Annotated in this window: 21 protein-coding genes and 1 pseudogene; 13 read left to right on the forward strand and 9 right to left on the reverse strand. The window is 63.7% G+C overall.

Annotation, left to right across the window (positions count from 1 at the left end; translation table 11 throughout):
* Positions 1-5 precede the first annotated feature (5 nt).
* A complete protein-coding gene (locus tag NKJ40_RS02720) occupies positions 6-461 on the reverse strand; it encodes a hypothetical protein (protein WP_352464520.1) in 456 nt (151 codons plus the stop codon).
* Between the two features lie 157 nt (positions 462-618).
* Between NKJ40_RS02720 and NKJ40_RS02725 the strand changes: the two genes are divergently transcribed.
* The 3 genes from NKJ40_RS02725 to NKJ40_RS02735 all read left to right on the forward strand — a co-directional run bounded on the left by NKJ40_RS02725 (position 619) and on the right by NKJ40_RS02735 (position 4247).
* Positions 619-2001 carry an aspartate aminotransferase family protein gene (locus NKJ40_RS02725; RefSeq protein ID WP_352464522.1) on the forward strand — a complete coding sequence of 461 codons (1383 nt, stop codon included), beginning with the start codon at positions 619-621 and terminating at the stop codon, positions 1999-2001.
* A gap of 14 nt (positions 2002-2015) precedes the next feature.
* The gene (locus NKJ40_RS02730; RefSeq protein WP_352464524.1) at positions 2016-3437 is read left to right on the forward strand and encodes a glutamine synthetase family protein; all 1422 of its coding nucleotides are present in this window, start codon (positions 2016-2018) and stop codon (positions 3435-3437) included.
* Positions 3438-3524: 87 nt separating this feature from the next.
* Positions 3525-4247 carry a UdgX family uracil-DNA binding protein gene (locus NKJ40_RS02735; RefSeq protein WP_352464780.1) on the forward strand — a complete coding sequence of 241 codons (723 nt, stop codon included), beginning with the start codon at positions 3525-3527 and terminating at the stop codon, positions 4245-4247.
* A 1-nt stretch (position 4248) separates the two neighbouring features.
* Here the strand turns inward: NKJ40_RS02735 and NKJ40_RS02740 are convergent, their stop codons facing one another.
* The 4 genes from NKJ40_RS02740 to NKJ40_RS02755 all read right to left on the reverse strand — a co-directional run bounded on the left by NKJ40_RS02740 (position 4249) and on the right by NKJ40_RS02755 (position 8616).
* Positions 4249-5514 (reverse strand): glycerate kinase type-2 family protein, encoded by a 1266-nt coding sequence (locus NKJ40_RS02740; RefSeq protein WP_352464526.1) that lies wholly within the window; start codon positions 5512-5514, stop codon positions 4249-4251.
* On the reverse strand, positions 5511-6014 hold the full coding sequence (locus tag NKJ40_RS02745; RefSeq protein ID WP_352464528.1) for a heme-degrading domain-containing protein: 504 nt from the start codon (positions 6012-6014) through the stop codon (positions 5511-5513). Before NKJ40_RS02745 ends, NKJ40_RS02740 begins: the two co-directional genes overlap by 4 nt.
* Positions 6015-6088: 74 nt before the next feature.
* The gene (gene guaD / locus NKJ40_RS02750) at positions 6089-7402 is read right to left on the reverse strand and encodes a guanine deaminase (RefSeq protein WP_352464530.1); all 1314 of its coding nucleotides are present in this window, start codon (positions 7400-7402) and stop codon (positions 6089-6091) included.
* The gene (locus NKJ40_RS02755) at positions 7399-8616 is read right to left on the reverse strand and encodes a urate hydroxylase PuuD (RefSeq protein ID WP_352464532.1); all 1218 of its coding nucleotides are present in this window, start codon (positions 8614-8616) and stop codon (positions 7399-7401) included. The genes guaD and NKJ40_RS02755 overlap by 4 nt, the downstream gene beginning before the upstream one ends.
* A gap of 139 nt (positions 8617-8755) precedes the next feature.
* On the opposite strand from NKJ40_RS02755, the gene NKJ40_RS02760 reads away from it, so the two are divergent.
* From NKJ40_RS02760 to dps, 4 genes and pseudogenes are all read left to right on the forward strand, one after another.
* Positions 8756-9676, forward strand: a complete 921-nt coding sequence (locus tag NKJ40_RS02760; protein WP_352464534.1) for a LysR family transcriptional regulator — start codon at positions 8756-8758, stop codon at positions 9674-9676.
* A 75-nt stretch (positions 9677-9751) separates the two neighbouring features.
* A complete protein-coding gene (locus tag NKJ40_RS02765; protein ID WP_352464536.1) occupies positions 9752-10765 on the forward strand; it encodes an LLM class flavin-dependent oxidoreductase in 1014 nt (337 codons plus the stop codon).
* Positions 10762-12015, forward strand: coding sequence for an LLM class flavin-dependent oxidoreductase (locus tag NKJ40_RS02770; RefSeq protein ID WP_352464539.1), 1254 nt, complete (start codon positions 10762-10764; stop codon positions 12013-12015). Before NKJ40_RS02765 ends, NKJ40_RS02770 begins: the two co-directional genes overlap by 4 nt.
* A 145-nt stretch (positions 12016-12160) precedes the next feature.
* Positions 12161-12647: pseudogene (gene dps / locus NKJ40_RS02775) on the forward strand (DNA starvation/stationary phase protection protein Dps).
* Between the two features lie 8 nt (positions 12648-12655).
* Here dps and xdhC read toward each other — a convergent pair.
* From xdhC to uraH, 4 genes are all read right to left on the reverse strand, one after another.
* Entirely contained in the window at positions 12656-13609 is a 954-nt protein-coding gene (xdhC, locus tag NKJ40_RS02780) for a xanthine dehydrogenase accessory protein XdhC (protein WP_352464781.1), read from the reverse strand.
* 62 nt (positions 13610-13671) lie between these two features.
* Positions 13672-16023 (reverse strand): xanthine dehydrogenase molybdopterin binding subunit, encoded by a 2352-nt coding sequence (gene xdhB / locus NKJ40_RS02785; protein ID WP_352464782.1) that lies wholly within the window; start codon positions 16021-16023, stop codon positions 13672-13674.
* On the reverse strand, positions 16023-17504 hold the full coding sequence (gene xdhA / locus NKJ40_RS02790) for a xanthine dehydrogenase small subunit (protein WP_352464541.1): 1482 nt from the start codon (positions 17502-17504) through the stop codon (positions 16023-16025). Before xdhA ends, xdhB begins: the two co-directional genes overlap by 1 nt.
* Position 17505: 1 nt before the next feature.
* Entirely contained in the window at positions 17506-17880 is a 375-nt protein-coding gene (gene uraH / locus NKJ40_RS02795) for a hydroxyisourate hydrolase (protein WP_292656185.1), read from the reverse strand.
* Between the two features lie 173 nt (positions 17881-18053).
* Between uraH and puuE the strand changes: the two genes are divergently transcribed.
* The 6 genes from puuE to NKJ40_RS02825 all read left to right on the forward strand — a co-directional run bounded on the left by puuE (position 18054) and on the right by NKJ40_RS02825 (position 25285).
* Positions 18054-19487: an allantoinase PuuE gene (gene puuE, locus NKJ40_RS02800; RefSeq protein WP_352464544.1), complete on the forward strand. Its 1434-nt coding sequence runs from the start codon at positions 18054-18056 to the stop codon at positions 19485-19487.
* 63 nt (positions 19488-19550) lie between these two features.
* On the forward strand, positions 19551-20399 hold the full coding sequence (locus tag NKJ40_RS02805; RefSeq protein WP_502903683.1) for a bifunctional allantoicase/(S)-ureidoglycine aminohydrolase: 849 nt from the start codon (positions 19551-19553) through the stop codon (positions 20397-20399).
* Entirely contained in the window at positions 20396-20899 is a 504-nt protein-coding gene (locus tag NKJ40_RS02810) for an ureidoglycolate lyase (RefSeq protein WP_352464548.1), read from the forward strand. The genes NKJ40_RS02805 and NKJ40_RS02810 overlap by 4 nt, the downstream gene beginning before the upstream one ends.
* On the forward strand, positions 20899-21492 hold the full coding sequence (locus NKJ40_RS02815; RefSeq protein ID WP_352464550.1) for a nucleoside deaminase: 594 nt from the start codon (positions 20899-20901) through the stop codon (positions 21490-21492). Before NKJ40_RS02810 ends, NKJ40_RS02815 begins: the two co-directional genes overlap by 1 nt.
* A gap of 69 nt (positions 21493-21561) precedes the next feature.
* Entirely contained in the window at positions 21562-23544 is a 1983-nt protein-coding gene (locus tag NKJ40_RS02820; protein ID WP_352464552.1) for a CocE/NonD family hydrolase, read from the forward strand.
* Between the two features lie 154 nt (positions 23545-23698).
* On the forward strand, positions 23699-25285 hold the full coding sequence (locus tag NKJ40_RS02825) for an ABC transporter substrate-binding protein (RefSeq protein WP_352464554.1): 1587 nt from the start codon (positions 23699-23701) through the stop codon (positions 25283-25285).
* The last annotated feature ends 4 nt before the right edge of the window (positions 25286-25289 follow it).

Here is a 25289-nt window from a genome sequence, read left to right on the forward strand (position 1 = left end):
GTTACTTACTCGGCTCCGCAAGATACTTTGCCGGTCAATTCAGCCGGTTTGCCGTCCTTTTCGGCATCGGCCGTGACATCATAGATCGAGAGCAAATAGCGGCCGTCATAGACGCCTTCATCGCTGGCCTTGGTCAGGATCGCCAGTTCGACATAGCCGTAGGCGTTTTCGACCTGCCGTTCATGGTAGACGAGCAGCCGCAATTCCTTGTTGTCGAGCCAATATTGCGTGAGGTTCTGATCCCCGAATACCGTCTTGCGCAGACTGTCGCCAGCCGGCCTGCCCAGAATTTCGAGCTCGCCGCTAAAATTGAAGGTCGGCCCGCCCATGCCTCTGGTGACCCCGGCACCGACCTGAAATTTGACGGCTGCATCCTCGGCGGAACACCAGATGCCGCCGGACGCCAGAGCCGCACCAACCGACGACAGCAGCGTTGCTGCGCAGACGATCGCCCGCACCATCTTGTCCCCTCCAGCCGAAGTGCCATTGGCGCCCGAAGGCGGCTCGCGGTCAAGCGCCTGTTTTCATTCAAATGACCGCTGACCCAACACAGGGCAGCCGCCCGGCCAATTGCGGTGGCGGATGCCGATTGTCTAAAGTGCGACTGAGAGGGCCGCCATGAACGTCATCAACCATTCAAAGACTTCCATCGGCGGCATCGGCCCGGCCCGGATCGCCGAGTTGCGCGCGACCGAGGCAGAAGTCTTCCGCCGGGCGCGGCCGAAATCGATGGCGAAAATCGGCCATGGCCTGCCCGGCTTCTTCGGCGGCGTGCCGATGCATTGGATGAACGACTGGCCGACGCCGTTCCCGATCCTCGTCGATAGTGCCAGGGGCGCCATCATCAGAGATATCGACGGCAACCGGCTCGACGATTTCTGCCTTGGCGACACCGGTTCGATGTTCGGTCATTCGCCGCCGCCGGTTGCCCACGCCATCCGCCGGCAGGCCGGACGCGGCCTGACCTACATGCTGCCTGCCGCGGACGCGCTCGCCATCGGGCCGCTGCTGCAGCAGCGTTTCGATTTGCCATTGTGGCAGATCGCGACGACGGCGACCGATGCCAACCGCTTCGCGCTGCGGGTTGCCCGCGCCGTTACCGGCCGGGAGAAGATACTGGTCTTCAACGGCTGCTATCATGGCTCGGTCGACGAGACGATGGTGCGGCTGGTCGCCGGGAAAGCGATGAATCGACCGGGACTGGCCGGCGAGTTCCGCGACCTGACGCGCGCGACTGATGTCGTCGAGTTCAACGATCTGCCGGCGCTCGACGCGGCACTCCGGGGCAACGATGTCGCCTGCGTCATCGCCGAGCCAGTGCTGACCAATTCCTGCATGGTGCTGCCCGAAGCCGGCTTTCATGATGGCTTGCGGCGTCTCACCCGTGCGACCGGCACGCTGCTTCTAATCGACGAGACGCACACGATCTCGACCGGTCCCGGCGGCTATACAAGCAAATACGGGCTGGAGCCGGACCTGTTCGTGCTCGGCAAGCCGATTGCCGGCGGCGTACCGGCGAGCGTCTGGGGCATGAGCGAAGACGTTGCAGCGCGCTATGCCGCTTACATCAGCCGGAAGGAGCCCGGCTATTCCGGCATGGGGACAACGCTGTCGGCCAATCCACTGCAATTCGCAGCGATGCGCGCCACGTTGGAATACGTCATGACCGACGAGAACTACAGCCATATGGACCATCTGGCGCGGCGGCTCGACGCCGGGCTGACTGCCGTCATCGATCGCTACCGTCTGCCCTGGCATGTTGCTCGCGTCGGCGCCCGCGTCGAGTTCATCTGCGCGCCGGGCCCGTTGAGGAATGGCGGCGAGGCGGAAGCTGCGCATGCACCGGAGCTCGAGGCGGCGGTCCACGTTGCGCTGGTCAATCGCGGCGTGCTGATCGCACCCTTCCACAACATGATGCTGATCTCGCCGGCAACCAGCGTTGCCCAGGTGAACCGGCTGATCACCGCTTTCGGCGCGGTTGCGGCAAAGCTTACGGCGTGAGACAAGCTTGCGGCATGAAACAAGCGCCCAAGCAAAGTTTGAACCTGGTCACGGCATCCCCTTCGGGCTCGACGCCCGCCGAGGCGCAGGCCTTTCTCGACGCTCATCCCGAGATCGAAGCGTTCGACATCGTGCTGACCGACGCCAATGGCGTCGGGCGCGGCAAGATCGTGCGCCGGCACGAGTTGATGAGCATCTTCGAGGGTGGCCGGCACATGCCGATCTCGATCCTCGGCCTCGACATCACCGGCGAGGATGTTCACGAGACCGGGCTGATCTGGACGACGGGCGACGGCGACCTGCGGGCGTGGCCGATCCCCGGCACACTGGTGCCGCTGTTCGGCACACAGCCGCCGCGCGGCCAGGTGCTGATGGCGATGTACCATCTCGATGGCCAGCCGATGTCGTCCGACCCGCGGCTGGCACTCGCCCGCCAGGTAGACATCCTCGCGGCCAAGGGCCTGCATCCGGCCGGCGCCTTCGAACTCGAATTCTTCCTGCTCGCCAACGAGCGCGATGCCGAAGGCAAGGTGCAGCCGGCGCATGCGGTGCTCGACGGACGCCGCTCGGCCAAGACCGAAGTCTATTCCGTCGACCATCTGCACGGCATGGAGCCGCTGTTTTCCGACATCTATGCTGCAGCCAAGGTGCAAGGCATCCCGGCCGAGACGGTCATCTCGGAATATGCGCCCGGCCAGTACGAGCTGACGCTCAACTACCGCAAGGACGTGATGCGGGCGGCCGACGATCTCGTGATGCTCAAGCGGCTGGTGCGGGCGCAGGCGCGCCGTCATGGTGTCACCGCTTGCTTCATGGCCAAGCCGATCGAGAAATATGCCGGCTCGGGCATGCATTTTCATGTCTCGCTGCTGGACGATGCCGGCAAGAACGTCTTTGCCGAAACCGGCGGCGAAAGCTGGTCGCTGCCGCTGCTGCGCGGCCTCGGCGGACTGATCCAGACGATGGCGGAATCGATGCTGGTCTTCGCGCCGCACGCCAACTCATGGCGGCGCTTCGTCTCGCAATCCTATGCGCCAGTGGCGCCGACCTGGGGCGTCAACAACCGTTCGGTGGCACTGCGTGTGCCGGCCGGCGATGCCAAGAACCGCCGCATCGAGCACCGGCCATCGGGCGTCGACGCGAATCCTTACCTGGTGGCAGCAACGGTGCTGGCCGGCATCGTCAAAGGCCTTGACGAAGGCCTCGATCCCGGTCCCGAAACCACCGGCAATGGCTACGAATCGGCCGTCACACGCACGACGATGCCGGTCGACTGGCGTGCCGCGATCGAGGCGGCAAGGGCGTCGAGTTTCCTCAAGGGTGCATTGGGCGAAGACCTGCACCGGACGTTCGTGGCGATCAAGCAGTCGGAATATCTGCGCGTGGCGCGCACGGTCAGCGAACTGGATTATCACCTCTATCTGCACGAGGTGTAGGGCCCTGTTCGGCAGAGTCTTCGCCCGGCGAAGTTCCGACCGGACCAGTTTTGAAGGAACCTTCCGGCGGCTTCGCTCATTCCGGTTCTGATCACAGAAGCGGACAAGGCCGCCTTAGCCATGATCGCCAGGATGCAGACGACCCCCACGTCGCACCATGCCAAGGTGCAGTCGAGAGGCTTGCCGACCGGCAAATCCCCGGAAACGACAGAAATCGACGCCAGGACGATTCCCGAACTGCGCGAAACGGCCAAGATCTGCCGCCGCTGTCCGCTATGGCACGACGCCACGCAGACCGTGTTCGGTGAGGGCCCTGACAAAGCCAAGGTGATCTTCGTCGGCGAACAGCCGGGCGACCAGGAGGACCTGGCGGGCAAACCTTTCGTCGGTCCGGCCGGCAAGGTGTTCGACGCGATCCTGGACGATGCCGGCGTCGACCGGCTGAAAGTCTACGTCACCAACGCGGTCAAGCATTTCAAGTTCGAGCCGCGCGGCAAGCGGCGCATCCACTCCAAGCCGAACGCCGGCGAGGTGCAGGCTTGCCGCTGGTGGCTCGACAAGGAGATCGATCTGATCAAGCCCAATCTGGCGGTAGCGCTCGGCGCAACGGCGGCGCAGGCGCTGCTCGGCAAGGTGGTGCCGATCATGAAGATGCGCGGGGCGGTCGTGGAGCGCGACGATGGCTTGCGTGTCTTCGTCACCATCCACCCGTCCTTCATCCTGCGCATTCGCGAGCCGGCGGACAAACAGGCCGAACGCGACCGGTTCCTGCAGGATATGAGAACGGTGAAAAGGCTGATGGCCGCCTGAGCTATTTGATCAATATCGCCCGGAGATCGTTGACGTTTGTGCCGGTCGGACCGGGTACGAAAAGATCGCCGACGGCGTTAAACGCGGTCCATGCATTGTTGCCGGCAAGCATGGCCTTGGCATCGACGCCCGCCTCGCGCATCCGCGACACCGTCGAGCCGTCGGCGAAGGCGCCCGCATTGTCTTCCGAACCGTCTATGCCGTCGGTGTCGGCGGCCAGTGCGTGGACGCCGGCCATGCCGCTGATCCCAATGGCGAAGGCGAGCAGGAATTCCGAGTTGCGGCCGCCCTTGCCTTTCGCGCGCAAGGTCACCGTCGTCTCGCCGCCCGACAGGATCAGCACCGGCTTTGCAAACGGCCGGTTGCGCGTCGCCACTTCGCGCGCGATCGCGGCGTGGACGCCGCCGACCTCACGCGCCTCGCCCTCGATGGAATCGGAGAGAATGACCGCCTGAATGCCTTGGCGCTTCGCTTCGGCCGCTGCGGCTTCCAGCGAGACGCCGGCGGAAGCGATCAGATGCACCTCGTTGCGGATAAAACGCGGGTCGTCCGGACGTGGCGCATCGGCCGCCGGCGAATTGATATGCGCCATGACCGAAACCGGCAGGTTCATGCCATAGGCAGCAATCGATGCCAATGCGTCCTGACGGCTGCCGGAATCGGGAACGGTCGGACCAGAAGCGACCAGAGCCGGATCGTCGCCCGGAATGTCGGAGACAACCAGCGAGACCACCTTGGCAGGATATGCGGCGGCCGCCAGCCTGCCGCCCTTGATCGTGGAAAGGTGTTTGCGGATGGTGTTCATCGCGGCGATCGGCGCGCCCGAGGCGAGCAGCGCCTCGTTGACGGCGATCTCATCGGCCAGCGTCAGACCTTCGGCAGGTGACGGCAGCAGCGCCGAGCCGCCGCCCGAAATGAGCGCCACGACGAGGTCGTCCGCAGTCAGTCCCTGGACTTTTTCGAGCAGCCGTCGCGAGGCCTCGAGCCCCGCGGCATCCGGCACCGGATGCGCCGCCTCGATGATTTCGATGCGCCGGCAGGCCGCGCCATAGCCGTAGCGGGTGACGACCAGCCCCTCGATCGGCCCGTCCCACACTTTCTCGAAAGCCGCCGCCATCTGCGCCGAGCCTTTTCCCGCACCGATGACGATGGTGCGTCCCTTCGGCCTTGCGGGCAAATGATCCTTGAGCGTCCTCTGGGGATCGGCGGCGGCAACGGCGGCGTTGAAGATCGAGATGAGAAAGGGCTTGGGGTCTACCTCTGTCATTTTGCTTCCGCCGGCAATGCCAGCTCGCGCGCGTCGATGCGGAGATGCTCACACAGCGTATCGACGACCACGCCATGGTCCTCACGCTCCGGTAGACCGGAGACGGCGATCACGCCGATGACGCCGGCGCCCTTGACAGTGATGGGAAAGCCGCCACCGGCCAGCACGTAGTCGGCAACGTCCAGCCCCTCGCCAGGCTTGAAGCTGCGGTCCGGCCGCTGCTGCTCCAGCACCATGCGGTAGGTGCTTTTCAGGAACCGTCGCACGACGTTGATCTTGCGCCGCGCCCAGTCCGGATTGGAAGCGTTCGAGCCGGGCATTGCCGCATAGAACAGCGGCCGGTCGAAGGTTCTGATATCGACGATGATCGGCAGGTTTTCCTTGAGAGCCCGATCTCGGATCGCCGAGCCGATCTCGAAAGCGACGGCTTCATCGAAGGCCGAAAAGACAAGCGTGGCTTCCTGTTTCTCGATCAGAGCGATGTCGTCCGCAACGGCCATGTCGTTCCCCTGTCAACTTCGCCGCACGCTTTGCCGGATGGCTGCCGCCCGGTCAAGCCGGCCGCATACGACGGCTAAACCGCTATATCCGCCTTGGCGGCCCGGCCGGCGACATAGACCTCGCGCACGGCGCGGTCGTCGCCGAGCGTCTGCAGCAGAAACAATTCCTCGGCGAGCGTGTCCGCCGTCTCTACCCGCAGCCGCATCGCCGGCGTGGCGCGGGCGTCGAGCACGACGATATCGGCGTCGCTACCTTCCTCCAGGGTGCCGATCTTTTCCGCAAGCGACAGCGCCTCGGCATTGCCGCGGGTCAGTTGCCAGAAGGACTGGAACGGATTGAGCTTCTCGCCATTCAGCGCCACCACCTTGTAGCCCTCGTCCATGGTGCGCAGCATCGAATAGTTGGTGCCACCGCCGACATCGGTGGCGGCGGCGATGCGAAGCGGCTTCTCGCGGCGGCGATAGCGCTGATAATCGAAGAGGCCCGAGCCGAGAAACAGGTTGGAGGTCGGGCAGAACACCGCCACCGAGCCGCTATCGGAAAGCGCATCCGCCTCGCGTTCCGAGAGATGGATGCAATGGCCGAACAGGCTTCTGCGCCCGAGCAGCCCGTAATGCTCATAGACATCGGTATAGTCGCGCGCCTGCGGATGAAGCTGCTGCGTGAAGGCGATCTCGGCATGGTTTTCCGACAGATGCGTCTGCATATGCAGATCAGGATATTCGCGGCAGAGCGCGCCCGCCATCTCCAATTGCTCGGGCGACGAGGTGATGGCGAAGCGCGGGGTGACGGCATAGTGCTGGCGCCCCCTGCCGTGCCACTCCTCGATCAACGCCTTGCTGTCGTCATAACCCGATTGCGGCGTGTCGAGCACGCCTTCCGGGGCGTTGCGGTCCATCATCACCTTGCCGGCGATGTTGAGCATGTTGCGGTCGTGCGACTCGGCAAAGAACGCTTCGGCCGATTCCTTGTGCACCGAGCAATAGGCCGCGACCGTCGTCGTGCCGTGGCGCAACACTTCGTCCAGGAACAGCCTGGCGATACGGCGGCCATGCTGAGCGTTCTGGAATTTGGTCTCTTCCGGAAAAGTGTAGGTGTTCAGCCAGTCGAGCAGCTCGGCGCCGAAGGAAGCGATGACCTGCATCTGCGGAAAATGCGCGTGCGCATCGATGAACCCGGGCAGCAGCAGATGCGGCCTGTGGTCGATCTTTTTTGTTCCCTCGCCCGCCTTTTTCTCGACCTCGGCATAGGCGCCCGCGGCAACGATCCTGCCGTCGCGGAGCAGCAAGCCGCCATCTTGCTCGTAACGCCAGGCGGAATGGTCGTCGACAGTTTCGGGCCAGCGCAAGAACGACAGCGTGCGGCCGCGCAGCAGCGTGCTGGTCATTTCCTTGCGCCTTCGAACCATGCCACCAACAGCGCCCGTTCCTTATCGGTGATCTGGGTGACGTTGGCGGGCGGCATAGCGTGGCTGCGTCCGGCCTGCAGGTAGATCTCGCCGGCGTGCTCGGCGATGCCGGCATCGGTATCGAGCATCACGCCCTTCGGCGCGTGGTAAATGCCCTCGTAGGACGGCTCCGCCGCGTGGCACATCGAACAGCGGCCAAGCACCGTATCACGCACCGCAGGAAAGTGCGCCGAGGCGACATAGACCTGGGCCGCCGACGACGCCTTCGCCTCGCCGGTCAGCAGCTTCGGTGCCGTCGACAGCCATATGATGACGACGAACAGGATGGCGGCCGCCAGCCAGGTCCAGGTCGGATTGCCTTTGCGCGCATGCCTGGTGTTGAAATAGTGCCGGATCAGCACGCCGATAATAAACACCAGCGAGGCGATGACCCAGTTGAACTCTGTCCCGAACGCCAGCGGATAATGGTTCGACAGCATCAGGAACAAAACCGGCAGCGTCAGGTAATTGTTGTGCAGCGAGCGCTGCTTGGCGATCTTGCCGTATTTCGGATCGGGCTTACGGCCGGCGATCAGGTCGGCGACGACGATCTTCTGGTTGGGGATGATGACCATGAAAACGTTGGCCGACATGATCGTCGCGGTGATGGCGCCAAGATGCAGGAAGGCGGCGCGCCCGGTGAACAGGTGGGTCAGTCCCCAGGCGATGAATACCAGCACGCCGTAGAGCACCAGCATAAGGCCAGTGTCGCTGTTGCCGAGCGGCGAACGGCACAAGAGATCGTAGACCACCCAGCCGACGCCAATCGTCGCCAGCGACAGCAAGATGCCTGTAGGCACCGACATCGCAAGCACATTTGGATCGATCAGGAACAGGTCCGCCCCGGCATAGTAGACGACGCACAACATGGCGAAGCCCGACAGCCAGGTGGCGTAGGATTCCCATTTGAACCAAGTCAGGTGCTCGGGCATCTCTGTCGGTGCCACCAGATATTTCTGCACATGGTAGAAGCCGCCGCCATGCACCTGCCATTCCTCGCCGAAGGCTCCGGCAGGCATGCCCGGACGCTGGCGCAGGCCGAGGTCGAGCGCGACGAAATAAAAGGACGATCCAATCCAGGCGATGCCGGTAACGACGTGCAGCCAGCGCACGGCGAAACTCAGCCAATCCCAGAATATCGCGAAATCCATCATGAAAAATCGTCCCTGCCGATCCACTGACTTTACGGACTGGAGCGCAAACGGAAAGGGCCGAGGCGCACGATGACTTTCAAAAAAAATTGGAAAATACTAGGCTGATCATACGCAGCCACATGAGAGCGACGAAAGCCGCATGGCCTATCTCGATAATATCGCCGTTTTTGTCCGCGTCGTCGAGCTCGGCAATTTGTCGGCGGCTGGGCGCGACATGCGCATTTCGCCGGCGGTCGCTTCCAACCGGATCAAGGAGCTCGAGAAGCACCTGGGCGTCAGGCTGTTCAACCGTACGACGCGGCAATTGATGCCGACCGAGCACGGCACGGTGTTCTACTCCGGCGCCAAGCAGGTGCTGGAGGCGGTCACCGAGGCGGAAGCGGCGGTCAGCGCGTTATCCGGCCAGCCGCGCGGCACCATAAAGGTGACAGCGCCGCTCGGCCTCGGGCGGCGGCTGGTGGCATCCGGCATCCCGGATTTCCACGACAGGTATCCAGATATCGAGGTGCGGCTCCGGCTTTCCGATCACAATGTCGATATCATGAAGGAAGGCATCGATGTTGCCTTCCGGCTGGGCATCATCGAGGATTCCAGCCTCAGGATGCGCGGCATCATGGAATGCGAGCGCGTGCTGGTAGCGGCCCCGCAATATCTGGACGTGCGCGGTGAGCCGACCGAGCCGCAGGAGTTGATCGGCAAGAAGCACGATTGCCTGATGCTGCGCTATTCCGGCGCGCGCGAATATGTCTGGACGCTGCAGACGCCGAATGGGCCGCAAAAGTTCGAGGTGCACGGCCCCTACGATACCGATGATGGCGACGTGCTGACCGGCTGGGCGCTGTCCGGCCGCGGCATCATCAATAAGCCGCGCTTCGAGGTCGAGCCGTTTATCCGCGACCAGCGGCTGAAGGTGATCCTGAGCAACACGCCGCCGACGCCGGTGCAGTTTGCCGCCGTCTACCCGCACAAGAAGCTGCAGGATCCGAAGGTGCGGCTGCTGCTCGATTTCATGGCCGAGCGCTGCCAGCGGCTGATCAGGGATATTCTGGCCGGCAAATGATCGCCCGCTGGCCGGTTGCTTTCCGTCCAGCCGACGAGATAATTCCCAAGGAATCTCGCTCAACAGGGAAAAGCGATGGCCAACGGCGCCACAATGTGTCTCGCCGTTTCACTGTCTCCGGAAGCCGCCCCTTCCCATCCGCCCGACGCCGGCCCGGACTTCAGTCTGCTGACGCGGTTCGTGCAAGAAGCCGAAGCGGCCGGTCTGGACATGGTGTTGCTCGGCGATTCCGCGCCGGTTGCAGGCGGGCTGAACCGGCAAATGCGCTTCGAAGCAACGACCTTGGTGGCGGCCCTGGCGACGGTGACAAGCAGGATCGGCCTCGTCGCCGCGGCCTCGACGGTCGCCCACCAGCCCTACAATCTCGCGCGCCGTTTCGCCTCGCTCGATATTATCAGCCATGGCCGCGCCGGTTGGAACGCGAGCATGATGCCCGACCCGCGCGAGGCGGCCAATTTCAGCCGACCGGAAGGGTTTTCCGGCGACGATTTCCGCCTGCGCGCCGAGGAATTCATCGGCATCGTGCAAGGCTTGTGGAAAGGCTGGGACGCAGACGCGCTGCTGTTCGACAAGTTTGGCGGGCGCTTCTTCGATCCCGAGAAGATGCACCTTTTCGACCACAAGGGTGAATATTTTTCCGTGCGCGGGCCGCTCAACGTGGCGCGGTCGCCGCAGGACACGCCGGTGCTGGTCATGTCCGGCCTGTCCGAGCCCGCCATGGATATCGCCGCACGCACCGCCGATGTCGTCCTGCTGGATGAGCCATCGATCGAGCCGGCGAAGGCTGGCGATCTGAAGCGCCGTGCGCTTGCCTTCGGGCGCAGGCCGGAGGCGTTGAAAGTGCTGATGAACGTTACCGTCAGCGCCGAAATTATCGCCGCGCCGGACCTGTTTGCGGACAGGCTCGAAGAGTGCTTTCGCTCGAAAGCCTGCGACGGTTTCAACATCGCCATGCCGTTCACATCGGCGCTCGACGATTTCATCGATCTCGTGCTGCCGGAGCTTCGCCGCCGCGGCCTTGTCCAGTCCGGCTACAGCGCGGCGACACTGCGCGCCCATCTCGGGCTTGCAGGGGAGGATCGGCAATGAACGCCGGTCGAGGCCAGATGAAGCTCGGCGCCTTCCTGTGGGCGACAGGCCACCACATCGCCGCCTGGCGCCATCCGCAGGCGCATGTCACGGCCGGCATCGACATCGACCATTACATCCAGCTGGCGCGGACGGCGGAAGCGGCCAAGTTCGACATGATCTTCTGCGAGGACGCCGCCGGCGTGCGCGAGGCCAATGTCAACATCGCCAGCCAAACGTCGCGCTCGATCGGCTTCGAGCCGATCAGCCTGCTTGCGGCGCTCGCGGTGCAGACGGAGCGCGTCGGCCTCGTCTCCACGGCATCGACGAGTTACAACGAGCCTTACGGGCTGGCGCGGACCTTCCTGTCGCTCGATCATCTGAGCGGCGGGCGTGCCGGCTGGAACCTTGTCACCTCGGCCAGCCATATCGAGGCCGCCAATTTCGGCTCGACCGGTCTGCGCCCGCATGCGGACCGTTACGGGCGGGCGCGCGAATTCGCTGCCGTGGTTGCCGGCCTTTGGCGAGGCCAGGGTGGATACGAAGGCAGAAGTTTTTCGGTGCGTGACCCGCTCGATCTGCCGCGCTCGCCACAAGGTGCACCGGTCATGGTGCAAGCGGGAGCGTCGGACGAGGGTCGTGACCTCGCCGCCCGGACCGCCGACGTGGTCTTTACGGCGGCGCAGACATTCGAGGAAGCGAAGGCCTTCTACGACGACCTCAAGGGACGGCTGGCTGCCTATGGGCGCAAGCCGGACGACCTCAAGATCATGCCCGGCGTCGCGCCAGTCGTCGCGGCAAGCGAAGCGGAAGCGCGGGCAAAACATGATGAATTGCAGGAACTGATCCCGGACGACGTCGGTGTCGCGCTGCTTTCCAGCTATCTCAGCATATCCGATCTCGCGCGCTATCCCATTGACGGACCGCTGCCGGAGCTGCCGGCCAGCGAAGGCATGCAGAGCCGGCAGGCGCTGGTCATCGAGCAATCACGCCGCGACAAGCTGTCCATTCGCCAGCTTGCCCGCCATTTCGCCGGCGCGCGCGGCCATTGGCGCGTCGTCGGAACGCCGGCCCAGATCGCCGACGAGCTCGAGGCACGCTTCGAGGGCGGCGCCGCAGACGGTTTCAACGTCATGCCATCCTATTTTCCTGGCGAACTCGATGCCTTTGCCACACTAGTCGTGCCGGAGCTGCAACGGCGCGGGCTGTTCCGTACGGACTATGAAGGCAGCACACTGCGCGACCATCTCGGCTTGAAAACGCCGGCGTAAACGACGAGCGGAACGAAAGTCGGAGATCGCCGTTTTGGGATGCTGTGCCGCGCGGCGATGAGGGCGTCTGCGCGCATGTTCGATTGACCTTCCACAAACTTCGCCCTCTTCAAACCACGCGGACGCACCGCCACAGGAGCCGATCATGGATGCCATCGCCACCCGCAACGACCTGCAATCCAATGCCAAGAAAGAGTGTATCGATCTTCTCAACGCCCGCCTCGCCGACGCCATCGATCTGGCGTTGATCACCAAGCAGGCGCACTGGAACATCAAGGGACCGCAATTCATCGCCATCCACGAGATGCTCGACACGTTCCGCGAGGAGATCGACGGCCATGTCGACACCATTGCCGAGCGCGCCGTACAGCTCGGCGGCACGGCGCTCGGCACCTCGCAGGAGGTCTCGAAGGCGACTATGCTGGAGGCCTATCCGACCGACATCCACAAGACCCGGTCACCTGGCGGCGCTGATCGACCGCTATGCCGCAACCGCCAAGCGGGCACGCGCGGCGATCGACGAGGCGGCAGGTGCGGGCGACGCCGACACCGCCGACATCTTCACCGCCTATTCGCGCTCGCTCGACAAATTACTGTGGTTCCTGGAGGCGCACACGCAGGAGAAGGAATAGAAGGAACGTCAGCCGGCCATCGCCTTGCCGCGACGGGCTTTGGACGGAGCTGCCGGTGTTATCGCGTGGGCCGCCAACGCCGTCATGATTTCGGCTGCGGCGAGTGCGGCGATCACTTGCGGGCGCTTGTCCTTGACGGCACCGCCGCCGATCGGCGAGACGAGGCGGGCAAATTCCGCCTCGCTTCCGTCCGCCGATTTCAGGAACCAGTTTCGGAACGTCGCCTTCTTGGTTCTGGAACCGATCATGCCGACATAGGCGGCATCCCGGCGTTTCAGCGCCTCGGCGACGATCAGGAAATCCAGCGCGTGGTCATGGGTCAGGACGACAAAGGCGGAGCCGGCCGGCGCCTTGCGAACCACCGCCTCAGGCATCGGTGTCAGGCTTGTTTCTACCGCTTCCGGTATGCCTTCCAGCGCTTCGGCTCGCGTCTCGACAACGACGACATGCACCGGCAGCAAGGCCACCGCGGAGGCCAGCGCCTGGCCGACATGGCCGCCGCCGAAGATATAGCCATGCGGCAGTTGCGCCTCCTCGGCCTCCGCCTCCGCAACAAGCTTGGCCTCAAGCGCGGCGTCGACCAGCCGGATCAGCAGCTCGACCCTGCCGCCGCAGCACTGCCCGATCTCCGGCCCGAGCGCGATGTCGAGCGTGGCGACAGCGTTGCGGCCAGCCCCCTTCTCCCCGTCACTATACGGGGAGAAGGTGCCGGCAGGCGGATGAGGGGCGGCGCCAACCTCGCCAGGGCCTGCGGCAGATCGACCAAGCATCTGCCGCGCTTTGTCGATCGCCATGTATTCGAGCTGGCCGCCGCCGATCGTGCCGAAAGTGGCCGATCCTGAGACGAGCATGAAGGCACCCGTTTCGCGCGGCGTCGAACCTTTTGTCCCGGCCACCTCAACCAAGGCGACCCGGCCGGCACCGGCAAGAAAGGCTTTCAGGCTCTGCACTTTCGCGTTCATCATTCGCGTTCCCTATTGGGAAATATAGAGTTTTTCGGCCTGAATTGCACGTTTTCCGGGATTCAAGTGCCGGTCCTGGCTTCCCGCTTCAGCCGTTCGATCGCCATCAGCACACGCTCCGGCGTGGCCGGCGGGTCGAGGCGCGGGCAGATCTTGTGGCCGGCAACGCTCGCCACCGCGTCCGATAGGGCATGCAGCACCGACATTGCGAGCGGAAAGGGCGGCTCGCCGACCGCCTTGGAGCGGTGCACCGTCGGCTCGCCTGCTTGCGCCCAGTCGGCCAAAGTCACATTAAAAATCTTCGGCCGGTCCGACGCGAGCGGGATCTTGTAGGTCGATGGCGCATGGGTGCGCAGCCGCCCCTTGTCGTCCCACCACAGTTCCTCCGTCGTCAGCCAGCCCATGCCCTGGATGAAGCCGCCCTCGATCTGGCCGAGATCGATGGCGCGGTTCAGCGAGCGGCCGGTTTCGTGCAGGATGTCGGTGCGCTCGACGATATATTCGCCGGTCAGCGTATCGACCGAGACTTCCGAGCACGCGGCGCCATAGGCGAAATAGTAGAAGGGGTGGCCCTCGCCCTTGTCGCGGTCCCAATGGATTTTCGGCGTCTTGTAGAAACCCGCCGCCGAAAGCTGGATGCGCGCCATATAGGCCTGCCTGACGAGATCCGCGAAGGCGATCTCCTGGTTGCCGATGCGCACGCGGTTGGGCAAGAACAGCACCTGGTCGCGCGGCACCTGGTATTTCTCGGCGGCGAAATTGGTCAGCCGGTCCTTGATCTGGCGGGCGGCGTTCTGCGCCGCCATGCCGTTGAGATCGGAGCCGGAAGACGCGGCGGTGGCCGAGGTGTTCGGCACCTTGCCGGTCGTCGTCGCGGTGATCTTGACCTGATCGAGGTCGATCTGGAACTCTTCCGCCACAACCTGCGCCACCTTGACGTAGAGGCCCTGCCCCATCTCAGTGCCGCCGTGGTTCAGATGAACCGAACCATCGGTATAGACATGCACCAGCGCGCCGGCCTGGTTGTAATGGGTGGCGGTGAACGAGATGCCGAACTTGACCGGCGTCAGCGCCAGTCCGAGCTTGATGAAGCGGCTGTTGGCATTGAAAGCATCGATGGTGCGGCGGCGCCTCGCATAGTCGGAACTCGCCTCCAGCTCGGCGACGATGCGGTGGATGATGTTGTCCTCGACCGTCTGGTGGTAGGGCGTGATGTTGCGGTCGCTGGTGCCGTAGAAATTCTTCTTGCGGATTTCGAGCGGGTCCTTGCCGACGGCAAACGCGACTTCGTCGATGACGCGCTCGGCGCCGACCATGCCTTGCGGGCCGCCGAAGCCGCGAAAGGCGGTGTTCGATACCGTGTTGGTGTAGAGTGGCGCCGATTGCGCGTGCACCGCCGGCCAGAAATAGGTGTTGTCGCAATGGAACAGCGCGCGGTCAGTGACCGGGCCGGAGAGGTCGGCCGAGAAGCCGCAGCGCGCCGCGAACATGAAATCTACGCCCAGAATATTGCCCTCGTCGTCGAAGCCGACCTCGTAGTCGACGAGGAAATCGTGGCGTTTGCCGGTGGCGATCATGTCGTCGTCGCGGTCGGGCCGGATTTTCACGGCCCGATGATGTTTCTTCGCGGCGATAGCGGCCAATGCCGCAAACTGATTGCCTTGCGTTTCCTTACCGCCGAAAGCGCCGCCCATCCGGCGGATTTCCACCGTCACCGCGTGGCTCGGAACACCTAGCGCATGGCTGACCATGTGCTGGATTTCGCTCGGGTGCTGGGTCGAGGAATAGATGGTGACGTCGTGGTCCTCGCCAGGGATGGCCAAGGCGATATGGCCTTCGAGATAGAAATGCTCCTGGCCGCCGATGCGCATTTTTCCCTTCAGCCGGCGCGGCGCCGCGTTGATCGCAGCCGCTGCATCACCGCGCTTCAGCGTCAGCGGCGGCGTGACCAGCTTGTCTTTCCGGGGATCGAGCTCGCCGATATCGGCGACGAACGGCAATTCCTTGTATTCGACCTTGGCCAGCCTCGTTGCACGGCGCGCCTGCTCCCGGGTTTCGGCGATGACGCAGAAGATCGGCTGACCGAAAAATTGCACCTTGCCGTCAGCCAGCACCGGCTCGTCGTGACGGCCGGTCGGCGAAATGTCGTTCTCGCCTGGCACGTCGCTCGCCGTCAGCACATCGATGACGCCGGGTGCGGCGCGCACCGCCGAAAGGTCCATGCTGGTGATGGTGGCACTCGTCGCCGTCGAAAGCCCAAGGCAGCCGTGCAGCGTGCCGGCCGGTTCCGGCATGTCGTCGATATAGACGGCCGTGCCACTGACATGCTTGTGCGCGGAATCATGGCGCTGGTCGGTGGCGACGCCGCCGGCGATTTTTTGCGCCTTCAGGTTTGGGGTGGCGTGCTTGTTCATCATGCCGCCTCGTGCCGTGATACCTGGATCGGCGCCCGGGTGCCGGTGGTTTCGGCAAAGAAGCGCAGCAGCAGGTTGCGCGCCGCCAGCGCCCGGTATTCGGCGCTTGCCCGCATGTCGGTTAGCGGGGTGAAATCGCCGGCGTACGCGGCCATCGCCGCCTCGACCGTCGCTTCCGTCCAGGGCTTGCCAAGCAATGCCTTTTCGACGCCAAAGGCTCGCTTCGGCGTTGCCGCCATGCCGCCATAGGCGATGCGCACATCCGCCACCGTGCCATGCTCGGCGAGCTTCAGGAAAAACGCGCCTAGCGCTGCCGTAATGTCTTCGTCGCGGCGCTTGGTGATCTTGTAGACGGCAAATTTCGTCTCTCTACCCGGCACCGGAACATGCACGGCCTCGACGAATTCGCCGGGCTGCCGGTCCTGTCGGCCATAGGCGATGAAAAAATCCTCGAGTGGGATCGTCCGCCGCTTGTCGCCGCGGCGCAGCGTCAGGCGGGCACCGAGTGCGATCAGCGGCGGCGGCGTGTCGCCGATCGGCGAACCGTTGGCGATATTGCCGCCGATTGTGCCCATGTTGCGCACCTGGTCGCCGCCGATGCGGTCGAACAGCGGGCCTAGCGCCGGGATGCGCTTCGCCAGCGTCGCGAAGGCTTCGCTATAGGTGACACCGGCGCCGATCGAGATGACGCCCTTGTCCTCGGACATCCCGCACAGACCATCGAGATTGCCGATGAAAACCGCCGGCGCAATATCGCGCATGTGCTTGGTAACCCAAAGGCCGACATCGGTCGAACCCGCAACGATAGTGGCGCCCGGCTCCTTGACCAGCACGCTGGCCAGATCGTCGGCATTGGCCGGCACGATCAGCCGCTTGTTGCCGGAGCCGATCTCGATGCGCGAACCGTCCTTCATCGCTTCGAGCTTGGCCGTGACTGCCTTGCGCTCCGCCGCCAGCGGATCCTTTGCCGCCTTGCCGTAGCTGGAGATGGCACGTGCGGCGCGCATGATCGCCTCGTAGCCGGTGCAGCGGCAGAGATTGCCCTGCAGCGCCTTTTCGATGGCGGCGTCCGACGGCTCCGGCGACCGCATCCACAGAGCATAAAGCGACATGACGAAACCCGGCGTGCAGAAGCCGCATTGCGAGCCGTGGAAATCCACCATCGCCTGCTGCACGGGGTGCAGTTTTCCTGCGTCGCCGCGCAGATGCTCGACGGTCACGACATGCGTGCCGTCTTGCGAGCCAAGGAAGCGGATGCAGGCATTGACGCTTTCATAGACCAGTGTTCCACCGGAGAGCCTGCCGACCAGCACCGTGCAGGCGCCGCAGTCGCCCTCGGCGCAACCTTCCTTGGTGCCGCGCAGCGAGCGGTCGAGCCGCAGCCAATCGAGCAGTGTCTGGTCGGGTGCAACCGTGTCGAGCGCGACGTCCTCGCCATTGAGGATGAAGCGGATTTCGTTGCGTGTCTTGATCCCAGCCATCTCAGCTTCCCCGATAGGTCGAATAGCCGAAAGGCGACAGGAGCAGCGGCACATGATAGTGCACCGGCTCGGCCATGCCGAAGCGGATCGGCACATGGTCGAGGAAGGCCGGTTCCGGCAGTTTTGTCCCTTGCCGGCGCAGATAATCGCCGGCCGCAAAGATCAGCTCGTATTCGCCGGTACGGAATTCCGCGCCGGCAAGCAGCGGAGCATCGCAGCGGCCGTCATCATTGGTGACGACCGTCTTCAGATGCGTCCGGGCCTGGCCGTCAAGATGATAGAGCTCGATCGACAGACCGGCCGCCGGCTTGCCGGCCGCAGTGTCGAGGACATGGGTCGTCAGGCGCCCGCCTTCGGCTTTCGACGTTTCCGCCACTGGCTGCTCCATTCCTTGCACGGTCGAACACTATTCATGAATTGTGCGCCAATTAAAGGCGATGCATAAGTCCCGGTCGAGCGGAGCGCGACAAAAACACTTTCAAAAATTTCGGGGGAATGCGCAGGCACTCCTTTCGACTATTCTGATCACACTTTCCGGCAGGAGCGAGAATGCGTTACGAACGAGACATGCGCGGCTACGGAGCCAATCCGCCGGATCCGAAATGGCCCGGCGGGGCGCATGTCGCGGTGCAGTTCGTCGTCAACTACGAAGAGGGCGGCGAGAATTGCGTCCTGCACGGCGACAAGGCTTCGGAGGCTTTCCTGTCGGAGATCGTCGGCGCCGCGCCCTGGCCCGGCCAGCGCCACTGGAACATGGAATCGATCTACGAATACGGCGCCCGCGCCGGCTTCTGGCGATTGCTGCGCCTGTTCGGCGAGGCACAGGTGCCGATCACCTGCTACGGCGTCGCCACGGCCCTGGCGCGTTCGCCCGACCAGGTCGCGGCGATGCAGGAGGCCGGCTGGGAGATCGCCTCGCACGGGCTGAAATGGATCGACTACCGCGACCACGCGCCAGAAGACGAGCGCCGCGATATGGAAGCCGCGATCCGGCTGCATTATGAGGTGACAGGGGCGCGGCCGACCGGCTGGTACACCGGCCGCACCTCGATCAACACCGTGCGTCTGGCAGCGGAAGAAGGCGGTTTCGACTATGTGTCGGACACCTATGACGACGAATTGCCTTACTGGTTCGAGCATGTGACACCGGACGGGTCGGCGAAGCCGCAGCTGGTCATCCCCTATACGCTCGACGCCAACGACATGCGCTTTGCCACGCCGCAGGGCTTCAACTCCGGCGACCAGTTCTTTGCATATCTCAGGGATAGCTTCGACACGCTCTATGCCGAGGGCAAGGCAGGGCGGCCGCGTATGATGAATATCGGCCTGCACTGCCGCCTGGTTGGGAGGCCGGGCCGGGTCGCGGCACTGAAGCGCTTCATCGACTACGTCAAATCACACGACAAGGTCTGGCTGGCACGGCGCATCGACATTGCAAAACATTGGCAGGAGACGCATCCGTTCCGGTTGCCGGCGCTACGCCCGTCGAAAATGGAATTCGAGGCCTTCGTCCACGCATTCGGCGGCGTCTTCGAGCATTCGCCGTGGATTGCCGAGCGCGCCTATGAGCTGGAGCTCGGCCCGGCGCATGACAGTGCCGGCGGGCTGCACAATGCGCTCTGCCGCGCCTTTCGCGCGGCGAGCGAGGCCGAGCGGCTTTCAGTTCTCAACGCCCACCCGAACCTTGCCGGAAAACTGGCGCAGGCCAAGCGGCTGACGGCGGAATCGTCGAGGGAACAGGCTTCGGCCGGCCTCGACGCGCTGACCGACAAGGAGCGCGAGCTGTTCGCAAAACTCAATGCCGCCTACGTCACCAGTTTCGGTTTCCCCTTCATTATTGCGGTGAAAGGCAAGACCAAGGAGGAGATCCTGGCCGAGTTCGAGGCGCGTATCGGCAACAGCCACGATGTCGAATTCGAAACCGCCTGCAGACAGGTCGAGCGCATCGCGCTGCTTCGTCTCAAGGACATGCTTCCGCAATAGGCTTTGGCTGCCGCGATAGGCCCTGGCTTCCGCAACAGGCTTGAATTTATGGATATGATGAAAATGGCCGAGCGAACCTATTATGCGCCGCAGGGCGGACATCCCGGCCAGACTGAATTGCTGACCGGCCGCGCTGTATTCACACAGGCCTATGCCGTCATCCCCAAAGGCGTGATGCAGGACATCGTCACCAGCGCTTTGCCGTTCTGGGATGGGACACGCGTCTGGGTGCTGTCGCGGCCGCTGTCGGGTTTTGCCGAGACGTTTTCGCAATATATCGTCGAGCTCGCGCCCGGCGGCGGCAGCGACCGCCCTGAGCTTGACGCCGCCGCCGAAGGTGCGCTGTTCGTGGTCGAAGGCGAGCTAAGCGTTTCGCTTGCCGGCAAGAAGCATAGCTTAAGGCCGGGCGGCTTTGCCTTCCTGCCGCCGGCGAGCGGGTGGACGGTGCGCAATGAAGGCGGCGGCGCCGTCCGCTTCCACTGGATCCGCAAGACTTATGATGCAGTTGACGGCATCGACACGCCGCAAGCGTTCTTCGCCAACGAACAGGACATCGCGCCGACGCCGATGCCGGGTACCGAAGGCCGATGGGCGACCACGCGCTTCGTCGATCCGGCCGACATGCGCCACGACATGCACGTCACCATCGTCACGCTCGAGCCGGGCGCAGTCATTCCCTTCGCCGAGACACATGTCATGGAGCACGGGCTCTATGTGCTGGAGGGCAAGGCGGTCTATCGTCTCAACCAGGATTGGGTCGAGGTCGAGGCTGGCGACTATATGTGGCTGCGCGCCTTCTGCCCGCAGGCTTGTTATGCCGGCGGGCCAGGCAAATTCCGCTACCTCCTCTACAAGGACGTCAACCGCCACGCCAAGCTTGGCAGCGCCGGCGTGGCGAGACCTACACCATGACCCGCATCGTCGCGCGGCCGCTGACCCGCGAGAATTTCGCCGAATTCGGCGACGTCATCGATATGGGCGGCGACAACCATTATCCGATCAATGGCGGCAAGGCCGAGCGCTATCACGCTCTCGCCACCGCGGAAGCACGAGGGCCGAATGCGCGCGTGCTGCTCTCGATGGTGCGTGGCACGCCCTATGAGCTGCCGTTGAAGCTTACCATGGTGGAGCGCCATCCGTTCGGCAGCCAGGCCTTCATCCCGCTGTCACCACGGCCGTTCCTGGTCGTCGTCTGCCATGATGGCGAGGAAGGCCCGGGCGAGCCGCATGCGTTCATCACCGCGCCCGGGCAAGGCGTCAACTATCCGCGCAATTTGTGGCACGGCGTGCTGACGCCGATCGGCGAGCCCCAGGACTTCCTGGTCGTCGACCGTGGCGGCGACGGCTCCAACCTCGAAGAGTGCCACTTCTCGCACGCCTACGAGATTCATCTTCCCGATGGGAGCCGGTGATGGCTGACATTTCGCTGATCGACCGCCTGCTCGACGTCATCGCGCACGACATCGTGCCGAAGACGGCCGAGGGCGTCGCGCATGGCAACAAGCTGTTCGGCGCGGCGATCCTCCGCAAGGACGACAGCTCGCTGGTGCTTGCCGAAACCAACAACGAGACGGAAAACCCGCTCTGGCACGGCGAGGTGCACTGCCTGAAGCGCTTCTACGAAATGCCGAAGGCGGAGCGCGTCGATACCAAGGACGCGATCTTTCTTGCCACGCACGAACCCTGCTCGCTCTGCCTTTCGGCGATCACCTGGACCGGCTTCGACAATTTCTACTATCTGTTCAGCCATGAGGACTCGCGCGACAACTTCGACATCCCGCACGATCTGAAGATCCTGAAGGAGGTCTTCACCCTCGATCCCGGCGGCTACAATGCCGAGAATGCCTACTGGAAGAGCTTTTCGATCCGCAGACTCGTACGATTGCTGCCCAACGCCGAGCGCGAGCGGCTGGAAGCACGCATCAAGACGATCTCCGCACGTTATGATGGGCTGTCCGATGCCTACCAGGCAAGCAAGGCCGAAAACGACATACCGCTGAATTGACGCGGATTGACCAGCCGAATTCGTTGGCTGGCCCACGACGCATCGGCAGCGGCTCCATCATGTGGCCGCATGAAAACCGTCACTGAATTTCCCCGCAAGGTCGTCGAATTTCCGGACATGGGGATCGTCATGCCGGACGGCTGCCGCCTGTCGGCGCGGGTGTGGATGCCGGCCGATGCTGCCGACGATCCGGTGCCGGCAATCCTCGAACATCTGCCCTATCGCAAGCGCGACGGCACGATCTATCGTGATCAGCTAACGCATCCCTATTTCGCCGGCCACGGCTACGCCTCGATCCGCGTCGACATGCGCGGCAATGGCGATTCCGAAGGGCTGATGGACGACGAATATTCCGAGCAGGAATTGCAGGACGCTTGCGACGTCATCGCCTGGGCGGCGGCCCAGCCCTGGTGCAACGGCAATGTCGGCATGATGGGCATTTCGTGGGGCGGCTTCAACTGCCTGCAGGTGGCGTCTAAGCAGCCGCCGGCGCTAAAGGCGGTCATCAGTCTCTGTTCGACGGTCGACCGCTATGCCGACGACATCCATTACAAGGGCGGCTGCCTGCTGATCGAGAATTTCGGCTGGGCCTCGACCATGCTGTCCTATTCGTCGCGGCCGCCGGATCCGTTGCTGGCCGGCGACAATAGATGGCGCGACCTGTGGCTGACCCGGCTGGAGAACCAGCCCTTCCTGGCGCCGCTGTGGCTGAAGCACCAGCACCGCGACGCCTATTGGAAGCGCGGCTCGATCTGCGAGGACTATTCCGCCATCCACGCCGCCGTGCTGTCGATCGGCGGCTGGCATGACGGCTATCGCAATACGATTTCCTATCTCGCCGCCAATATCGAGGCGCCCGTCAAGGGCATCGTCGGCCCGTGGATCCACAAATACCCGCATTACGCCGCGCCCGAACCGCGCATCGGCTTCCTGCAGGAGGCCTTGCGCTGGTGGGACCGCTGGCTGAAGGACATCGACACCGGCGTCGAGGCCGACCCCGCCTACCGCGCCTATGTCATGGACAGCGTGCGTCCGGCGCGCTGGCATCCCGAGCGGCCGGGCCGCTGGGTCGCTGAATCGGAATGGCCGTCACCCAACATCAAGACGCAAGAGGTTGAGCTTATCGCTGAAGGCAACCGCGCTGTCGTCGCTTCGCCGCAAAACTGCGGCCTTGCCGGTGGCGAATATTTCCCCTTCACCTTCGGCCCGGAATTGCCGGGTGACCAGCGCCCCGACGATGCGCTGTCGGTGTGTTTCGACCAGCCTGTGCTGACCGAAGCGGTCGACATCGTCGGTGCTCCCGAAGTTCTGGTCAGGGTCTCGTCGGACCGGCGCCAGGCGAACATCGCGGTTCGGCTGTGCGACGTCCATCCGGACGGAGCGTCGGAGCTGATCTCCTACGGCGTGCTCAACCTGACGCATCGCAACTCGCACGAATTTCCCGAAGCGCTGGTGCCCGGCGAAACCGTCAGCGCCCGGGTGGTGCTCGACCAATGCGCCTATCGCGTGCCGGCCGGCCACCGCTTGCGCGTTGCCGTTTCGAACGCGTACTGGCCGATGATCTGGCCGTCGCCGGAGCCGGTCCGGCTGGAATTGTCGGCCGCGACATTGATGCTGCCGCTGCGCCCGCCGGCGACAGGCGACGAGGTCACCTTCCCCGCCCCCGAAGGCGCCACGCCCTGGGCAACCGAAACGGTCCGCGCCGCCAATTCCGAGCGTCATGTCGATCGCGACGAAAAGACCGGAATGATCACGCTTTCCATCGTCGACGATTTCGGCGAAGTGCGCGACCGAGAGCATGGCCTCGCCAACGGCAGCATCGCCAGAGAGACATGGGCGATCCATCCCGACAATCCGCTGTCAGCGTCGGGCAAAACGCATTGGACCCAGACGCTGTCGCGAAATGAATGGTCGGTGCGCACCGAAACCTTCGCCGAAATGCGCTCCGACGCGCAAAGCTTCATGGTTAGCGCCAGAATTGAAGCCTATGAAGGCGAGAAACTGGTCTTCGAGCGCAACTTCGAGGAGAAAATCCCGCGTGCACTGCTTTGAGCGCTTATAGCGATTGGTCCAATTGCGACGCACGATTTACGCCACGGCATGTCGCATTCGGTCTTGCTTACCGCTTTCCCTTACGGTCATTATTCTCCCGATTGAAATGAGAAAAACGACCATAAGGTCGGACCAACAGAGTGAGGAACTCAACATGTCGAACGAACTGGAATATCTGAGCCGGCGCGTTGCGTCCGGCAAGCTGAGCCGTCGCGATTTTCTCGGCCGGGCGGCAGCGCTCGGCGTCACCGCAACCTTCGCCAACTCGCTGCTATCCAGCGCTTCCCGTGCGGCGGGTCCGGTCAAGGGCGGCACGCTCAAGGCCGGCCTGGTCGGTGGCGAATCCACCAACAGCCTCGATCCGGCGCTGTTCATGACGCAGGTGCCGTTCGCCTTCGGCAAGATGTGGGGCGAACTGATCGTCGAGCTGTCTCCCGAAGGCAAGCTCGAGAACCGCATTGCCGAGGAGATCGGCTCGTCGGACGACGCCAAGACCTGGACGCTGAAGATCCGCGATGGCGTCGAGTTCCACAACGGCAAGAAGGTGACTGCAGAGGACGTGGCCGCCACCCTCGAACGCCATTCGGACGAGAAGTCGAAGTCCGGCGCGCTCGGTTACATGAAAGGCATCGAGAGCATCAAGGCCAGCGGCAAGGAAGTGGTGCTGACGCTGAAGGAGCCGAATGCCGACCTGCCCTACCTGCTTAGCGACTATCACCTGATCATTCAGCCGAATGGCGGCAAGGACAAGGCCGATGCCGGTATCTCGGCGGGTCCTTACAAGGTCACCACCAACGAGCCCGGCGTGCGCCATGGCGGCGAGCGCTTCGCCAATTACTGGCAGGGCGACAAGATGGGCCATGCCGACCAGATCGAGATCATCGTCATCAACGACGCCACGGCGCGTACGGCGGCCCTGCAGGGCGGCCAGGTCCACATGATCAACCGCGTCGAGCCGAAGATCGTCGACCTGATCAAGCGCGTGCCCGGCGTCACCATCCGCAACCATTCGGGACCCGGCCACTACGTCTTCATCATGCACTGCAACACCGCACCGTTCGACAACAACGACTTGCGGATGGCGTTGAAGCTGGCGATCGACCGCGAGGAGATGCTGAACAAGGTGCTGCGTGGCTATGGCTCGCTCGGCAACGACTTCCCGATCAATGCATCGTACCCGCTATTCACCGAGATCGAGCAGCGCAAATACGATCCCGACAAGGCCAAGTTCCACTACAAGAAGTCGGGCCATGACGGTGCCGTCCTGCTCCGGACGTCGGACGTCGCCTTCCCCGGTGCCGTCGATGCCGCACAGCTGTTCCAGCAAAGCGCGGCCAAGGCCGGCATCAAGCTGGAGATCAAGCGCGAGCCGGGCGACGGCTACTGGTCGGAAGTCTGGAACAAGCAGCCCTTCTGCGCCTCCTACTGGGGCGGCCGGTCGACGCAGGACCAGATGTACTCGACGGCCTATCTGTCGACGGCCGACTGGAACGACACACGGTTCAAGCGTCCGGATTTCGACAAGATGGTGCTGGCGGCTCGCGCCGAGCTCGACGAGGCCAAGCGCAAGGCAATGTACCACGACATGGCTGTGATGGTGCGCGACGAGGGCGGCCTGATCCTGCCGATGTTCAATCAGTTCATCGACGCGACGGGCGCCAAGGTTGCCGGCTGGGTGGATGATCCGCATCAGGAGTTGATGAACGGATATGCTCTCGCGAAGTGCTGGCTCGAAGCCTGAGCCC

The sequence above is a fragment of the Mesorhizobium sp. M0119 genome (assembly GCF_040322615.1).
GTDB lineage: Bacteria > Pseudomonadota > Alphaproteobacteria > Rhizobiales > Rhizobiaceae > Mesorhizobium.

Excerpts from the sequence above, each read along its gene's own strand:
- NKJ40_RS02720 (WP_352464520.1), bottom strand. The coding sequence starts at position 461 with ATGGTGCGGGCGATCGTCTGCGCAGCAACGCTGCTGTCGTCGGTTGGT.
- NKJ40_RS02725 (WP_352464522.1), top strand. The coding sequence starts at position 619 with ATGAACGTCATCAACCATTCAAAGACTTCCATCGGCGGCATCGGCCCG.
- NKJ40_RS02730 (WP_352464524.1), top strand. The coding sequence starts at position 2,016 with ATGAAACAAGCGCCCAAGCAAAGTTTGAACCTGGTCACGGCATCCCCT.
- NKJ40_RS02740 (WP_352464526.1), bottom strand. The coding sequence starts at position 5,514 with ATGACAGAGGTAGACCCCAAGCCCTTTCTCATCTCGATCTTCAACGCC.
- NKJ40_RS02745 (WP_352464528.1), bottom strand. The coding sequence starts at position 6,014 with ATGGCCGTTGCGGACGACATCGCTCTGATCGAGAAACAGGAAGCCACG.
- guaD (WP_352464530.1), bottom strand. The coding sequence starts at position 7,402 with ATGACCAGCACGCTGCTGCGCGGCCGCACGCTGTCGTTCTTGCGCTGG.
- NKJ40_RS02755 (WP_352464532.1), bottom strand. The coding sequence starts at position 8,616 with ATGATGGATTTCGCGATATTCTGGGATTGGCTGAGTTTCGCCGTGCGC.
- NKJ40_RS02760 (WP_352464534.1), top strand. The coding sequence starts at position 8,756 with ATGGCCTATCTCGATAATATCGCCGTTTTTGTCCGCGTCGTCGAGCTC.
- NKJ40_RS02765 (WP_352464536.1), top strand. The coding sequence starts at position 9,752 with ATGGCCAACGGCGCCACAATGTGTCTCGCCGTTTCACTGTCTCCGGAA.
- NKJ40_RS02770 (WP_352464539.1), top strand. The coding sequence starts at position 10,762 with ATGAACGCCGGTCGAGGCCAGATGAAGCTCGGCGCCTTCCTGTGGGCG.
- xdhC (WP_352464781.1), bottom strand. The coding sequence starts at position 13,609 with ATGAACGCGAAAGTGCAGAGCCTGAAAGCCTTTCTTGCCGGTGCCGGC.
- xdhB (WP_352464782.1), bottom strand. The coding sequence starts at position 16,023 with ATGAACAAGCACGCCACCCCAAACCTGAAGGCGCAAAAAATCGCCGGC.
- xdhA (WP_352464541.1), bottom strand. The coding sequence starts at position 17,504 with ATGGCTGGGATCAAGACACGCAACGAAATCCGCTTCATCCTCAATGGC.
- puuE (WP_352464544.1), top strand. The coding sequence starts at position 18,054 with ATGCGTTACGAACGAGACATGCGCGGCTACGGAGCCAATCCGCCGGAT.
- NKJ40_RS02805 (WP_502903683.1), top strand. The coding sequence starts at position 19,551 with ATGGCCGAGCGAACCTATTATGCGCCGCAGGGCGGACATCCCGGCCAG.
- NKJ40_RS02810 (WP_352464548.1), top strand. The coding sequence starts at position 20,396 with ATGACCCGCATCGTCGCGCGGCCGCTGACCCGCGAGAATTTCGCCGAA.
- NKJ40_RS02815 (WP_352464550.1), top strand. The coding sequence starts at position 20,899 with ATGGCTGACATTTCGCTGATCGACCGCCTGCTCGACGTCATCGCGCAC.
- NKJ40_RS02820 (WP_352464552.1), top strand. The coding sequence starts at position 21,562 with ATGAAAACCGTCACTGAATTTCCCCGCAAGGTCGTCGAATTTCCGGAC.
- NKJ40_RS02825 (WP_352464554.1), top strand. The coding sequence starts at position 23,699 with ATGTCGAACGAACTGGAATATCTGAGCCGGCGCGTTGCGTCCGGCAAG.